General features: G+C 72.9%; 12 protein-coding genes. 7 read left to right on the top strand and 5 right to left on the bottom strand.

Annotated features, from left to right (window positions below):
• Window positions 1–14: 14 nt before the first annotated feature.
• Window positions 15–2,066 (bottom strand): glycoside hydrolase family 36 protein, encoded by a 2,052-nt coding sequence (locus ABZ883_RS17360; RefSeq protein WP_360906658.1) that lies wholly within the window; start codon window positions 2,064–2,066, stop codon window positions 15–17.
• 389 nt (window positions 2,067–2,455) lie between these two features.
• On the opposite strand from ABZ883_RS17360, the gene ABZ883_RS17355 reads away from it, so the two are divergent.
• From ABZ883_RS17355 to ABZ883_RS17325, 7 genes are all read left to right on the top strand, one after another.
• Window positions 2,456–3,022: a hypothetical protein gene (locus ABZ883_RS17355; RefSeq protein ID WP_360906656.1), complete on the top strand. Its 567-nt coding sequence runs from the start codon at window positions 2,456–2,458 to the stop codon at window positions 3,020–3,022.
• A 61-nt stretch (window positions 3,023–3,083) separates the two neighbouring features.
• Window positions 3,084–3,902 (top strand): EI24 domain-containing protein, encoded by an 819-nt coding sequence (locus ABZ883_RS17350; protein ID WP_360906653.1) that lies wholly within the window; start codon window positions 3,084–3,086, stop codon window positions 3,900–3,902.
• Between the two features lie 107 nt (window positions 3,903–4,009).
• A complete protein-coding gene (locus ABZ883_RS17345; protein WP_360906652.1) occupies window positions 4,010–4,135 on the top strand; it encodes a hypothetical protein in 126 nt (41 codons plus the stop codon).
• A 60-nt stretch (window positions 4,136–4,195) separates the two neighbouring features.
• On the top strand, window positions 4,196–4,978 hold the full coding sequence (locus ABZ883_RS17340; protein ID WP_360906650.1) for a class I SAM-dependent methyltransferase: 783 nt from the start codon (window positions 4,196–4,198) through the stop codon (window positions 4,976–4,978).
• A 102-nt stretch (window positions 4,979–5,080) separates the two neighbouring features.
• Window positions 5,081–6,301 (top strand): sialidase family protein, encoded by a 1,221-nt coding sequence (locus ABZ883_RS17335; protein WP_360906648.1) that lies wholly within the window; start codon window positions 5,081–5,083, stop codon window positions 6,299–6,301.
• Window positions 6,302–6,410: 109 nt separating this feature from the next.
• The gene (locus tag ABZ883_RS17330; RefSeq protein ID WP_360906646.1) at window positions 6,411–7,628 is read left to right on the top strand and encodes a pyroglutamyl peptidase; all 1,218 of its coding nucleotides are present in this window, start codon (window positions 6,411–6,413) and stop codon (window positions 7,626–7,628) included.
• 282 nt (window positions 7,629–7,910) lie between these two features.
• Window positions 7,911–9,587 carry an aminotransferase class I/II-fold pyridoxal phosphate-dependent enzyme gene (locus ABZ883_RS17325; RefSeq protein WP_360906644.1) on the top strand — a complete coding sequence of 559 codons (1,677 nt, stop codon included), beginning with the start codon at window positions 7,911–7,913 and terminating at the stop codon, window positions 9,585–9,587.
• A gap of 80 nt (window positions 9,588–9,667) precedes the next feature.
• Here the strand turns inward: ABZ883_RS17325 and ABZ883_RS17320 are convergent, their stop codons facing one another.
• From ABZ883_RS17320 to chvE, 4 genes are all read right to left on the bottom strand, one after another.
• Window positions 9,668–10,840, bottom strand: a complete 1,173-nt coding sequence (locus tag ABZ883_RS17320) for an aldose epimerase family protein (protein WP_360906990.1) — start codon at window positions 10,838–10,840, stop codon at window positions 9,668–9,670.
• A 42-nt stretch (window positions 10,841–10,882) separates the two neighbouring features.
• A complete protein-coding gene (gene mmsB / locus ABZ883_RS17315; protein ID WP_360906642.1) occupies window positions 10,883–12,139 on the bottom strand; it encodes a multiple monosaccharide ABC transporter permease in 1,257 nt (418 codons plus the stop codon).
• A 1-nt stretch (window position 12,140) separates the two neighbouring features.
• Window positions 12,141–13,691, bottom strand: a complete 1,551-nt coding sequence (gene mmsA, locus ABZ883_RS17310) for a multiple monosaccharide ABC transporter ATP-binding protein (RefSeq protein WP_360906640.1) — start codon at window positions 13,689–13,691, stop codon at window positions 12,141–12,143.
• A gap of 63 nt (window positions 13,692–13,754) precedes the next feature.
• Entirely contained in the window at window positions 13,755–14,879 is a 1,125-nt protein-coding gene (gene chvE, locus ABZ883_RS17305) for a multiple monosaccharide ABC transporter substrate-binding protein (RefSeq protein ID WP_360906638.1), read from the bottom strand.

Here is a 14,879-nt window from a genome sequence, read left to right as displayed (position 1 = left end):
CCCCGGGGGCGGGGTCAGGGGCGGGGGGTCGCGGACAGGAGAGCCACTGCGCCTGCCCAGGGGCCCGGGTGGTGCCAGCGGAGGCGGGCGCCTGCCAGGGACAGCGGGGCGCCGAAGGGGGTGAGCGCGGCGTCGACGGTCCACAGGCCCTCGGGGAGGACGAGGCCCGCCGAGTCGCCGGGGTCGCCGAAGGTGTGCAGGACGGCGAGGGCGCGCAGGCCGTCGGGGGAGACGCGCAGCACGGACTGGGAGCCCGTGGCGTTGCCCGCGGCGTCGGCGGCCCGCGTACCGCCGTGCCGGGAGATCCCGTCCGCGATGACGGGCGCCGCGCGCTCGTACAGTGCCAGCGCCCGCCGCACCAGCGCCCAGCGGCCCGCGTCGAGCCGCGCGGGGTCGCCGGAGAGGCACATGCGGCCCAGGAAGCCCGCGGCGAGGCGGGAGACGAGGGTGCGGTCGTCGTCCTCGGCCGCGAGCTCCACCGGGACCACGGACTGCCGGGGCAGCAGCACCCGGTGCAGGTTCGCCGCGACCACGGGGACCTCGCGCGCGTCGACGGCGCCCGCTCCGCGGGACAGCGCGGTGACGGCGGTGTACGCGGGGGTGACGCGGTGGCCGCCGCCCGCGCGGTTCTCGATCACCAGATCCGGCAGGCGCGCGGCGAGCGCGGTGAGGAAGGCGACGGCGGCGTCGCCCAGTTGACGGGCGGCCTCGCCGTCGAGGGCCGGGTCCGCGCCGCAGTCGACGCTCACGGACCCGAAGTCCCGCAGCACCGCCGTCATCCGGTCGAGCAGCGGTTCCGCGACGTCCGGGCGGCGCAGGTCGAGCAGGCGCCGTCCGGCGGCCGCCGCCGGGCCGTCCTCGCCGGTGACATGCCCGTCCTCCGTGGCGTGGCGCTTGGACAGTTCGCCGGTGGTCTCCGGTTCCCACCACAGGCCCGGCACGAAGCCGCGCTCCCGCAGCGCGCGGGCGGTCGCGGCGAGGCCGTCGGGGAAGCGGGCGGCGCTGGGCTCCCAGTCGCCGTGGGTCCGGTCGGCGTCGGTGCCGGGGTCGCCGTACCAGCCGGGGCCCAGGGTGACGGTCCGGACGGGCGTGCCCGCGAGGCGGTCGGCGAGCGCGAGGGCCCGGTCGTGGCCGGGGTCGTCCACGACGAAGCCGACGGGCAGCGAGGCCTCCGCCCCCGGGCGCGGGTGCCCGGACTGCGCCGAGGTCAGCCGGTGGCACAACTCGTCGAGGTCGCCGTGCACCACGGACAGCACCGCTTCGGGCGCGTCCAGGCGGCCGCCCGGCGGCAGCGTACGGCGCCACCCGCCGAAGGCGGCGTCGGCCGGGCCGCCGCCGATGGCCAGCCCCGCGCTGCCGGAGCGCAGCACCTCCAGCTGCCACGGCCCGGACGCGGCCAACTGGACGCCCCACAGGACGCCCTCGACGGTGTCCTCCACGGCCAGGAACGGCAGCCATCCCGCCACCGGCAGCAGCCCGGTGGCGCCGAACCGCTCCGCCACCGTGCCGGCGTCGCCGTCCCGCGGGCCCTCCAGACCGAGCCGTTCGACCGGCTCGGAGACCAGCCGGGCCTCGGCGCCGCGGGCGCAGCGCAGGCGGTGCACGACGTAGCGCCCCTCGGAATCCGGGGTCTCCGGGGTCTCCGCGTCGTGCGTGGCGAACGCGGTCAGCCCGCCGAGGGTGAAGGAGCTGAGCATCTCCAGCGTCTGCGGCCGGCTGCCCTCGTTGACCGCGCTCGTGCGGATCCGCACGAAGCCGTCGCCCCGCACGATCCGGTGCCGCAGGACGAGTCCGTCGTCCGTGGCCAGTTCGGTGGTGACGGTGTCGTCCGCGGCCTGGTGCGCGCGCTCGCGCAACGCGGCCGCGGTCGTCCCGCGCCGCAATGTGCGTGCGGCGCCGTAGGGTTCGGTCGCCGTGTCGCCCGCGCGCGCGGCCGTGGCCAGCGGCTCGGCGGCCCGGCCGTCACCCGTGACGGCCCGCGCGGCGAGCGCGGTGGGAAGGAGCTCCAGCGCCCGCACACCTCGGTCGGCGGGGCAGCGGACGGTCAGGTCTCCCCATGCGTACACACGGACTCCAATGCTCTTCAGGGCGTCGAGATGCGAGGTGTTGACGTGCGGCCGTGCGATCTCACGTTCCCCACTCGACGTTACGAGCACCTGACGCGCCCCCGAACGCAAGACTGAGGCCCGGCGTGTGGCCGCTCCGCTTTGCCCGCGGACGCACCGCGCGCGGCGGTCCCGCCCCTGTTCACGGGCCCGCGCCGGGCCGTCCGGCCCCGGCGGGGCGTGTTGGCGCGTCCGGCGGCACGGCAGCGGCGGATCGCGCGCGGCCCGCTCCGGCGCGCGCGGGCGCCCGGCGTCCCCCGGCCGGACGCGGCCCGATTGCGGGGCGGGGCGGGCGCGGTGACGCTCGTGGCATCCGCGCCGACCCGAGGCGTCCCCCCAAGGAGTCGTAGATGCCCGCTATACGTCCCCGGCCGGTCGCGGCCGGCGCAGCGCTCGCCCTTGCCGCCGCCACCGCCCTGCTGTCGGGTTCCGCGACGGCCGTCGCCGGTCCCCCGGACCCGGCGGACCCCACCGCGGTGGTGGCTCCCGCCGGCTGCACGGTGAACGGCACGGCCGTCGCGGGCACTGTGGTGACAGGGACGGAGGGCGCCGACGAGATCGACTGCCCGGCGGGAGTGCCCGCCGGCACGGTGGTCAGCGGCGGGGGCGGCGTGGACGTGATCACGATCACGGGGGTCAACGCGGGCACGGTCGACGGCGGCGCCGGGACCGACCTGATCGGGATCGACGGCGGCAACACCGGCACGGTGACCGGCGGCACCGAGGCCGACATCATCGACCTCTCCGCCGACGCCGTCGCCAACACCGGTGCCGTGAACGGCGGTGCGGGAGCCGACTTCATCTCCGTCGAGGCCGACGACGCGGGCCCGGGCAGCGTCACCGGCGACGCCGACACCGACGTGTGCCTCTTCGACGCCGAGCCGACGGGCCCGGCGGACTGCGAGATCCTGGCCTGATCCCGCTCCACGGCGGCCGGACGGTCCCGCCGTCCCGGGGTGGTCGCATACCCTGTCGCGCATGCGAGATCTTGCGACCGGGATACGTCACTTCGTGGACGGCCAGCGCTGGGTCGTCCGGCACGGCCGCTGGTTCGGTTTCGGACTGCTGCCCGCGCTCATCACCCTCGTCGGCTACGTCGCGGCGCTGGTCGTGCTGGCGTTCTGGGCCGACGACGCGACCGCCTGGGCGACCCCCTTCGCCGACGGCTGGGGCTCGCCCTGGCAGGGGCTCTTCCGCGGTCTGCTGACCGCTGTCGTCTTCTGCGGCGGTCTCGTGCTGGCGGTGATCTCCTTCACCGCGGTGACGCTGCTGGTCGGGCAGCCCTTCTACGAGTCGCTGGCGGAGCGCGTCGACGACACCGAGGGGGGCGCCCCGGCCGGTCCGGACATCCCCCTGTGGCGGGAGCTGCTGCAGTCCGCCTGGGACAGCCTGCGGGTGCTGGTACGGGTCACGGCGTGGACGGTCGCGCTGTTCGCCGCCGGTTTCGTCCCCGTCGTCGGGCAGACCGTCGTGCCCGTGGTCGGCTTCTGCGTGTCGGGCTTCTTCCTGGCCCTGGAACTCAGCGGCGTCGCCTTCCAGCGCCGTGAGGTGCCGCTGCGCGAGCGGCTGCGGATACTGCGCGGCCGGATGATGCTGAGCCTCGGCTTCGGTGTGCCGCTGGTGCTGTGCTTCCTCGTGCCGGTCGTCGCGGTCTTCCTGATGCCGGGAGCGGTGGCGGGTGCCACCCTTCTCGTCCGCGACCTGCTGCCGCCGCAGGCGGAAGGGGAGCCCGAGGAGTCCGGCACCGTGCCCGCGCCCGCCCCCGCGCCGCGCCCCCTGGACTTCCGCAAGCCGTAGGGCCGGTCGCGGTGCGGAGGGAACCGTTCCCTGTCCCGCGTGTCGGGCCTATTGGGACGGCCGCGGCTACGAGCACGACGCCGAGGTCGCCGCGCCCGCTGCCGGCGATGGCCGGTGCCACGCTCCTCGTCCGTGACCTGCTGCCGCCGCAGGCGGATCGGGAGCCCGAGGAGTCCGGTACCGTGCCCGCGCCCGCGCCCGCGCCGCGCCCCCTGGACTTCCGCAAGCCGTAGGGCCGGTCGCGGTGCGGAGGGAACCGTTCCCCGTCCCGCTTGTGACCTCACCGGTGAAGGGTGACGGCAGGGCGCGAGGGGGACGCGATGGAGCAGCGGGCCGATCAGTACGACGACAACCAGCGGAGCTACCGGGCCTATTGGGACGGCCGCGGCTACGAGCACGACGCCGAGGTCGCCGCGCTGCGCCGGCTGCTGGCGGGCCGCCACTTCGGCCATGCCGCGGACATCGGCGGCGGGTACGGGCGTCTGGTGCCGGTGCTGCGGGAGTTCGCCGACCGGGTCACGCTGCTGGACTCCAGCCGCCGTCAACTGCAGGACGCCGAGGAGTACCTGGCGGGCCTGGCGGGCGTCACCATGCGGCTGACGACCGTGGCCGGGCTCGGCCTGCGCTCCGGCAGCGTGGACCTGGTGACGATGGTCCGGGTGATGCACCACCTGCCGGACCCGGCGCCCGCGCTGGCCGAGATCGCCCGCGTCCTGCGGCCCGGGGGCACCGCGGTCGTGGAGACCGCCAATCTCGCGCACGCCGCGAACCGGCTGCGGTACGCGGCCCGGCGCCGGCGGGTGCCGCGGGAGCCGGTCGACATCCGCTCCGCCGCCAACCGCGAACGCGACAGCATCCCGTTCGTCAACCACCACCCGGCCACCGTGGCAGCCCAGTTGGAGGCCGCCGGGCTGCGGGTGCAGCAGCGGCTGTCGGTGTCGAACCTGCGCAGCACGCGGTTGAAGCGGGTGGTGTCGCGGGGCGCGCTGGCCCGCGCCGAGGTGGCGCTGCAGCGGCCGCTGGCCCGGGTGACATTCGGGCCGAGCATCTTCTTCCTGGTCCGCAAGGCCGCGTAAGCCGGCAGGCACGCCGCGCCGGACGGCCGCCGGGACGGGGGCCGCGGCATCCCTTTTGTTACTGTCCGGAGTGTTTGCGACGGCCGGTACGGGGAGTGGCGCGTGGTGCGGTGGGCTGGGCGTCTGGTGACGGCCGTTGGCGTGGTCCTGGCCGCGGCGTGCCACTCCACGAGCACCACGGAACTGGCGGCGTCCGGCGCCGGGTGCGCGCCGACGCGGGTCTTCGTCTCGGGCCAGAAGGGCTACAGCACATTCCGTATCCCCGCGGTGGTCCAGGTGCCGGGGTCCGGTACGGCGGGCCCGGTGCTCGTCGCCTTCGCCGAGGGTCGGCGGGAGTCCGGCGCGGACCACGGCGACGTCGACGTCGTCGAGCGCCGCTCGACGGACGGCGGCTGCACCTGGACGGCGCTGCGCAGGATCGCGGACGCCGGGCCGAACACCCTGGGCAACCCGGCACCGGTGGTGACCCCGTCGGGCCGGCTGGTGCTGCTCACCACGCGCAACGGCGCCGCGGCGACCGAGGCCGACATCATGTCCGGCGACGCCGTCCCCGCCGACGGGCGGCGTGTCTTCGTGCGGTCCAGCGACGACGCCGGGGTCACCTGGTCGCGTCCGCGGGAGATCACCGCGCAGGTCAAGCGCCCCGGCTGGCGCTGGTACGCCACCGGCCCCGGGCACGGCGTCGCGCTGACCACCGGCCCGCACAAGGGCCGGCTCGTCGTCGGCGCCAACCACTCCGTCACCCCGTCGCCGGGCAGCGGGGACAACGGCTCGGAGCCGCGCTGGTACGCGGGCCACAGCCTGCTGAGCGACGACGGCGGCAGGACCTGGCGGATCGGCTACGTCGACGCCGACGTCGACGGCCGGGTCAATGTCAACGAAACAGCCGTCGCCCAACTCCCCGACGGCCGGGTCTACTTCAACGCGCGCGACCAGAAGGGCAGCGAGCGCGGCAGCCGGGCCCACGCCTGGAGCGACGACGGCGGCGCGACACTCCAGGCACCCTTCAGGACGGTGCCCGGGATCATCGCGCCGTCCGTCGAGGGCAGCCTGCTGCAGACGTACAACGGCCGCGGTTCGGGCCCCCTGCTGCTGGCCGCCCCCGGCGAGCCCCGGGACCGGGTGGGGATGACCGTGCGGGCCAGCTTCGACGACGGGGCGACCTGGTCGCGCGGATACCGGGTGTCGGACGCCAAGGCGGCCTACTCGGACCTGGTGCAGATCGACAGCAAGCACGTGGGCCTGCTGTACGAGACCGGGCGCGACACCCCCTACGACACCGTCACCTTCACCCGGCTCACCCTCGCCTCGATCCTGCGCTGACCCGCCGGCTGTCAAGGCGGGGCCCCTGGCGTTCCGCCGGGCCGGTCGGCGATGCTGGGAGCGCGCGTCCGCCGGCCGCGCACCTGATCGGCTCGGAGGGTCCCGGACAGTGCGGCTTCCCACCCAGAGCGGCGTGCCGGCCCTCGCGCCGCCCGCGACTGCCCCCACCTGTGCGGCACCGACCGTGGAGGAGGCCCGGCTGGACCGGGCCGCGCCCCAGGAGATCCTGCGCCGCAGCGGCTTCGACGCCGCGGCCCCCCGCTTCGCCCGGGAACTGGCGGCCGCGCACTCCAGGACCGCGGCGCAACGCGTCGTGCGCCGCCACGGCCGCGCGCTGTGGCAGGACGCGGTCGGCAGGGCCCAGGGGCGCGGCCCGGCCGGCGGCGACCTCAGCCCCGACGACGACCGGCCGCTGTACTGGGCCCGGCTGTCCCTGACCCGGGCCCTGGGCGCGTGGCAGCCGTCCTTCCCGCTCGGGGAGGCCGGGCGCGCCGCCCTGCTGGACCGGCTGGAGTGGACCTCCCGGGGGCATGACACCGTCCTGCCGCCCGTGGCCGAGGGCGTCGGACGCATCCTGGTGACCGGCTTCGACCCCTTCCGGCTCGACGCCGACGTCCGCCGCAGCAACCCCTCGGGCGCCGCCGCGCTCGCCCTGCACGGCGTCACGCTCAGCACCGCCCGCGGGCCGGCCCGCGTGGCGGCCGTCGTGTTCCCGGTCCGCTGGGCCGACTTCACGCGGGGCAGCGTCGAACGCGCGCTGCGCCCGTGGTTCCGCCCGGGCCCGCACCGCGTGGACCTGTTCGCCACCGTCAGTCAGGGCCGCGACGGCCGCTTCGACCTCGAACGCTTCAACGGGGCCTGGCGCGGCGGCCTCCCGGACAACGCCGGCGTCCCGGCCACCGGTCCCGTCCCCGTCCCGTACGACAACGAGCCGCCGCAGTGGACCACCACGGGACTGCCGTACCGGGCGGTCGCCGCGGCCGGGACCGGTCCCTTCCCGGTGTACGACCGCACCGAGGTCACGGAGCTCCCGGCCGGGGCCGGTGTGCCCGTCGTCAGTGACCGCGGCCCGACGCCCGGCTCCGCGGCCCGCGCCGGAGGCGGCGGCGACTACCTCTCCAACGAGATTGCCTACCGCGCCACCCTGCTCCGCGACGAACTCGGCCTCCCCGCGCCGGGCGGGCATGTCCACACCCCTCTCCTGCACTTCGGTCCCGGCAACACCGACCCCGCCACCGGCACCGTCACCGATCCCGCGTTCGTGGCCGACCGCCTGGCCATCACCGCCCAGATCCGGGCGATCCTCACCGCGGCCGCCGGCGCCTGAGGCCCGAGCCCCCCGACGACCGCCGGGGCGCGCGGCGCCGGCGGGGCGCCCCGCCGCCACCACCACGCACCGGCCGCGGCCGGTGGTGGCCGCGGAGGGCTGAACGGAAGCCGGGACGGAGCCGTAAGGGACTGCGGAAGACCGCAAGACAGACACCCCGCGCACCTCAGGTCCCGTTCGTGTCCCGCATGCCCGCCGGTGCGGGACGGGCCACCGGGCCGGCGCGGGCAAGGGGAAGCGGGCGGCCGCCGGGCGGCCCGCGTGATCGAGGGAGGTCCTGCCGTGACCGTCGCCGTCGGCGTCACCGGTAATGCCACCGAGTTGTTCCGCGCCAATACCGCGCACAGTCCCTCGTACTTCGCCCTGCGCCGCGCGGGCGGCGCCTCCTCCCCCGAAGGCGCGGCCGACATCGTCGACTTCTGCATCCCGTGCAATCCGTACTTCCCGAGCCCGGCGATGTACGAGAAGCTCCAGCAGTCGATGCGGGACATCCTCACCTACTACCCGAGCAGCACCGACGTCATCACGGGCGAGCTGTGCTCGCTGCTCGGCCTCAATCCGCAGACCGTCGCCATGGGCAACGGCTCGACCGAGCTGATCACCTGGATCGACCACCTGCTGGTCCGCGACAGTCTCGCCATCCCCATACCGACCTTCGGGCGCTGGACCGATCAGCCGATGGAGACCGGCAAGCGCGTCGACATGTTCCTCCTCCCCGAGGCCGCCGGGTTCGCACTCGACCCGGCGGCCTTCGTCTCGTTCGTCCGCGCCCGCGGCTCGCGCACCGCCGTCATCTGCAACCCGAACAACCCCGACGGCGGCTTCCTCCCCAAGCACGCGGTCGTCGGCCTGATGGACGCCCTCGCCGATCTCGACCTGGTCGTCGTCGACGAGTCGTTCCTGGACTTCGCCGACGCCGAGGCGTGGCCCAGCGTGGCGGACGAGGCCGTGCTGCGGCCCAATGTGATCGTGCTGCGCAGCCTCGGCAAGAACTTCGGCCTGCACGGCATCCGCTTCGGCTACATGGTCGCCAACCCGGCGCTGGCCGGGAAGGTGCGCCGGATGCTGCCCAAGTGGAACCTCAACTCCTTCGCCGAGGCCGTGGTCTTCATGCTCAAGGACCACCGCGAGGAGTACGCGCAGAGCCTGCGCATGGTCTCCCGCGACCGCCAGGAGATGATCTGGCAGCTGGCGGCGCTGCCCGGTCTGACGGTCTACCCGTCGCAGGGCAACTTCGTCTTCGTCAAGATGCCCGACGGTGTGGACGGCGCCGTCCTGCGCGACCGGCTGCTGGCCGAGCACGGCGTGCTGGTCCGCGAGTGCGGCAACAAGCTCGGCAGCAGCAGCCGCTTCATGCGCCTGGTCGTGCGGCCGCAAGGAGACGTCCAGCGGCTCCTGACCGGGCTGAGCACGGTGCTGTACGGCAGCACCTGGTACGCCGCCGAGCCCGAGGCCGCGCCCGTCCCCGAGCCGGAACCGGCGCCGCAGGTGCAGCAGCTCCCGCAGATCCAGCCCGCCCCGCAGCCGGTGCCCGTCCCGCAGCTCCAGCTGCCGCAGGCGCAGCCCCCGCAGCCGGTGTACGAGCAGCCCGCCCCGCTCCCGCCGGCGCCCCCGCAGCCGGTGTACGAGCAGCAGCGGATGGCCGCGCAGCCGGTGTACGAGCCGCAGCGGATGGCCGCGCAGCCGGTGTACGAGCCGCAGCGGATGGCCGCGCAGCCGGTGTACGAGCCGCAGCGGATGGGCCCGCAGCCGGTGTACGAGCCGCAGCCGATGGGCCCGCAGCCGGTGTACGAGCCGCAGCCGATGGCCACCCAGATGATGCCGCCGCAGCCGGCCCCCCAGCCGCAGCCCCCGGCGCCCGACCTGTACCCGGCGCCGGCCGCCGAGGTGCCGCCCGCGTTCGCCTCCGCCGCCCCGGGTTCGCCCAGACCCGCGCGCTACTGGCAGGACCCGGTCTGAGCGCGGCGCCGGACCGGCCCCGGACAGCGAACGACGGCGGCCGGGGCACGTGGCCCCGGCCGCCGTCGCGGACGTCCGGATCAGTGGACGCCGAAGGAGTGCACCGTGGTGGAGCGGTACGTCTGCCCCGGCCGCAGGACCGTCGAGGGGAACGACGGCTGGTTCGGGGAGTCCGGGAAGTGCTGGGTCTCCAGGCAGAAGCCGTCGCTCTGCCGGTAGACGTGCCCGGAGGAGCCCGCGAAGGCGCCGGTGAGGAAGTTGCCGGTGTAGAACTGCACGCCGGGCTCGGTGGTGTCGACGCGCAGGGTGCGTCCGGAGACCGGCTCGGTGACCGTGGCCGCGTGCTCGGGACGGGCCGTGCGGCCCTTGTCGAGCACGAAGTTGTGGTCGAAGCCCTGCCCGTACAGCACCTGCTGGTGGGCTGTGCGGATGTCGCGGCCGATCGCCTTCGCGGTGCGGAAGTCGAACGGGGTGCCCGCGACGGGCGCCAGCTCGCCGGTGGGGATCAGCGTGGAGTCCACCGGGGTGAAGCGGCGCGCCGCGATCGCGACCTGGTGGTCGTAGATCCCGCCGTTGCCCTCGCCGCGCAGGTTGAAGTACGTGTGGTTGGTGAGGTTGACCACCGTCGCCTTGTCGGTCGTGGCGCTGTAGTCGACCCGCCACTCGCCGCCAGAGGTCAGCGTGTAGACCACCCTGACCTTGAGCGTGCCGGGGTAGCCCATCTCTCCGTCCGCACTCGTGTAACGCAGCACCAGGCCCGCGTCGCCGCCGGCGGTGAAGCTCTCGACCGCCCAGACCCGCTTGTCGAACCCCTTGTCGCCGCCGTGCAGGCTGTTGGGCCCGTCGTTGACCGGCAGCTGGTACGTGGTGCCGTCGAGCGTGAAGCGGCCCCGCGCGATCCGGTTGCCGTACCGCCCGATCAGCGCGCCGAAGTACGGGCTGCTCGCCACGTAGGCGTCGAGGCTGTCGAAGCCGAGGGAGACATTGGCCCGGCGCCCGTGGCGGTCGGGCAGTTCCAGGGTCTGCACGATCCCGCCGTACGACAGCACGCGCAGGGTGATCCCGCCGTTGCGCACGGTCCAGATGTCGACCTTGGTGCCGTCCTCCAGGGTCCCGAAGTGTTCCTTTGTCACCTTTGTCCTACCTGCGGGCCCCTTCTTGACAGGGGCGGCCGACCCGGTCGTGCCGGCCGCTTGGGCGCTGGTCCCGCTGATCACGGGAGCGACCGCCCCAAGCGTCGCGCCCGCGATCAATGTACGTCTGTCCACGTGCGGCTCCTTCGTTAGGTGCCTGCTTTACGAACCGACCTTGCGCTTGTTCCAGACGTCGAAGCCGACCGCGGCCAGGAGCACCAGGCCCTTGATGACCTGCTGGTAGTCCGTGCCGATGCCGACGAGCGACATCCCGTTGTTGAGGACTCCGAGCACCAGGCCGCCGATGATGGCGCCCAGCACGGTGCCGACGCCGCCGGTGGCGGAGGCGCCGCCGATGAAGGCGGCGGCGATCGCCTCGAGCTCGAAGTTGATCCCGGCCTGCGGGACGCCCGCGTTGAGACGGGCGGCGTAGACGAGGCCGGCGAGAGCCGCCAGCACGCCCATGTTGACGAAGACCAGGAAGACCACGCGCCGGTCCTTGACGCCCGAGAGCTTGGCGGCGGCCTGGTTGCCGCCGAGGGCGTAGACGTGCCGGCCGATCACCGCGTTGCGCATCACGAAGCCGAAGACGATCAGCAGGCCGGCCAGGATGAGCAGCACGATGGGCACGCCGTGGTAGCTGGCCAGCGTCATCGTGAAGGCGACCACGCAGGCGACGATGGCGAGCAGCTTGAGGAGGAAGAAGTTGCGCGGCAGCACGTCGAGGTCGTAGGCGACCTGCTGGCGGCGGTCGCGGATCTCCTGGACGACGGCGATGGCGATGACCAGGAGGCCGATCAGCAGCGTGAGGTTGTGGTAGTTCGTGTGCGGCCCGACCTCGGGCAGGAAGCCGTTGCCGATCTTCTGGAAGCCGGTGGGGAAGGGCGAGATGGACTGGCCCTCCAGGAAGATCTGCGTGCCGCCGCGGAAGAGCAGCATGCCGGCCAGCGTCACGATGAAGGACGGGATGCCGACGTACGCGATGAAGTAGCCCTGCCAGGCTCCGGCGACGGCGCCGATGAGCAGGGACGCCACCAGGGCCAGCGGCCAGGAGACATGGTGCTGGACGATCATCACGGCCGCCGCGGCGCTGACGAAGGCCGCCAGCGAACCGACGGACAGGTCGATGTGGCCGGCGATGATCACCACCATCATGCCGATGGCCAGGATCAGGATGTAGCTGTTCTGGCCGATCAGGTTGGTGACGTTCTGCGGCTTGAGCAGGATGCCGCCGGACCATATCTGGAACAGCGCGGCGATCAGCACGAGCGCGATGATCATGCCGTACTGGCGCATGTTGCGCCGCGCGGCCTGCAAAATGTACGCGGCGGTGCCCGCCGGTCCGCCCCCGGTCGCGGCCGCGGCCGCCCCTCCGGCGGGCGGCGGAGGAGTCATGTCGGTCTTCACCGGGCTGCCCATCTCAGTTCCCTCGGTCCATGGTCATGTGGCGCATCAGTACTTCCTGGGTCGCGCTCTCGCGCGGGATCTCCCCGGTCAGCCGGCCCGCCGACATCGTGTAGATGCGGTCGCACATACCGAGCAGTTCCGGCAGTTCGGAGGAGATGAACACGACGGCCTTGCCCTGGGCGGCCAGGTCGTTGATGACCGTGTAGATCTCGTACTTGGCCCCGACGTCGATGCCGCGCGTGGGCTCGTCGAGGATGAGGATCTCCGGTCCCGCGAAGATCCATTTGCTGAGGACGACCTTCTGCTGGTTGCCGCCGCTCAGCTTGCCCGTGGTCTCGAAGACCGTGGGCGCCTTGATGTTCATCGTCGAGCGGAAGGACTCGGCGACCCGGGCCTCCTCGTGCTGGTTGACGACGCCGCGCCGGGCCACCTTGGACAGGGCGCTCAGCGAGATGTTGCGGCTGATGTCGTCGATCAGGTTGAGCCCGTAGTGCTTGCGGTCCTCGGTGACGTAGGCGATGCCGTGGGCGACCGCCTCCGGGACGGTACGGGTGCGGATCTCCTCGCCGCGCAGGTAGACCCGGCCGGAGATGCCGCGGCCGTAGGAGCGGCCGAAGACGCTCATGGCCAGTTCGGTGCGGCCGGCGCCCATCAGCCCGGCGATGCCGACGATCTCGCCGCTGCGGACGTTGAGCGAGACCCCGTCGACGACCTTGCGCTGCTGGTCGATCGGGTGGTGCACGGTCCAGTCCTCGACCGCGAAGGCCACCTCGCCGATGTCCGGCTCCCGCTCCGGGAAGCGGTGGTCCAGGTCGCGCCCGACCATGCCGCGGATGATCCGCTCCTCGGTCACGGCCGGGGTGCCGTCCTCGGCGCCGGCCTTCATGTCCAGCGTCTCGATGGTGCGGCCGTCGCGCAGGATCGTGATGGAGTCGGCGACCCGCGCGATCTCGTTGAGCTTGTGCGAGATGATGATGCAGGAGATGCCGTGCTCCTTGAACTCCAGGATCAGGTCCAGGAGTTTGCGGCTGTCCTCGTCGTTCAGGGCGGCCGTCGGCTCGTCCAGGATGAGGAGCTTGACCTCCTTGGACAGCGCCTTGGCGATCTCGACGAGCTGCTGCTTGCCCACGCCGATGTCGGCGACCCGGGTGCTCGGCGGGTCGGCGAGCCCGACCCGCTTGAGCAGCCGGCCCGCGTGCCGCAGCGTCTCGTTCCAGCTGATGACGCCGCGGCTGGAGTGCTCGTTGCCGAGGAAGATGTTCTCGGCGATGGACAGGTAGGGCACCAGGGCGAGTTCCTGGTGGATGATCACGATGCCGCGCTGCTCGCTGGCGCGGATGTCGCGGAAGACGCAGGGCTCCCCCTGGAAGAGGATCTCGCCTTCGTAACTGCCGTGCGGATAGACCCCGCTGAGCACCTTCATCAGGGTCGACTTGCCCGCACCGTTCTCACCGCAGATGGCGTGGACCTCGCCCTCGGCCACTGTCAGGGTGACATCGGAGAGCGCCTTGACCCCTGGGAAGGTCTTGGTGATGGAGCGCATTTCGAGGACGGGTCCGGCCATTCCTGCTTTCCGTTCTCCTCGGGTGGAGGGGTGGTGATCGTCGGTCGCGGTCCGGCTCCCGTACTACTGGAGCTCGGACTCCTTGATGTAGCCGGAGTCGACGACGATCTCCTTGTAGTTGGACTTGTCGACGCTGACCGGCGGCAGCAGGTAGGTCGGGACGACCTTGGTGCCGTTGTCGTACGTCTTGGTGTCGTTGACCTCGGGCTTGCCGCCGGTGAGGACCGCGTCGCCCATCTGGACGGCGACCTTGGCCAGTTCGCGGGTGTCCTTGTAGACGGTCTGCGCCTGCTCGCCCGCGATGATCGACTTGATCGAGGCGACCTCGGCGTCCTGGCCGGTGACGACCGGCAGCGGCTTCTTGCCGGTGCCGTAGCTGACGCTCTTGAGCGCCGAGATGATGCCGCGGGAGATGCCGTCGTACGGGGACAGGACCGCGTCCACGTCGTCGGAGGTGTACGACTTGCTCAGCAGGTCGTCCATGCGGGCCTGGGCGGTGGCGCCGTCCCAGCGCAGGGTGGTGACCTGGGTGAGGCCCGTCTGACCGCTCTTGACCACCAGCTGCTTCTTGTCGATGTACGGCTGGAGCACGTCCATCGCGCCGTTGAAGAAGTACTTGGTGTTGTTGTCGTCGGGCGAGCCGGCGAACAGCTCGATGTTGAAGGGGCCCTTCTTGCTGCCGTCCTTCAGCCCGAGCTTCTCGACGATGTAACCCGCCTGGAGCTGGCCGACCTTGAAGTTGTCGAAGGTGGCGTAGTAGTCGACGTTCTGCGAGCCGAGGATGAGGCGGTCGTAGGAGATGACCTTGATGCCCGCGTCGTGCGCCTGCTGGAGCACGTCGCTGAGGGCCGAGCCGTCGATCGCCGCGACGACCAGGAGCTTGTCGCCCTTGGTGATCATGTTCTGGATCTGCGCGACCTGGTTCTCCACCTTGTCGTCGCCGTACTGCAGATCGGTCTTGTAGCCCTTGGCCTGGAACTGCTTGACCATGTTGTCGCCGTCGGCGATCCAGCGCTCGGAGGACTTGGTGGGCATGGCGATGCCGATGGTGCCGCCCTTCCCGCCGTCCTTGTCGGCGCCGCCGCCCCCGTTGTCGCTCTGCCCGCAGGCGGTCGCGGTGGCACCGAGGGCGAGGGTGGCTATCAGCGCGGCAGTGGTGCGCAGGTGGGCGGCTCTGGCGATGCGCAT

It is taken from the genome of Streptomyces sp. NPDC046977, assembly GCF_040644455.1.
Classification (GTDB): Bacteria; Actinomycetota; Actinomycetes; order Streptomycetales; family Streptomycetaceae; genus Actinacidiphila.
Note: the sequence above shows the minus strand (reverse complement) of the source record. Positions and strands in the feature narration are given on the sequence as shown.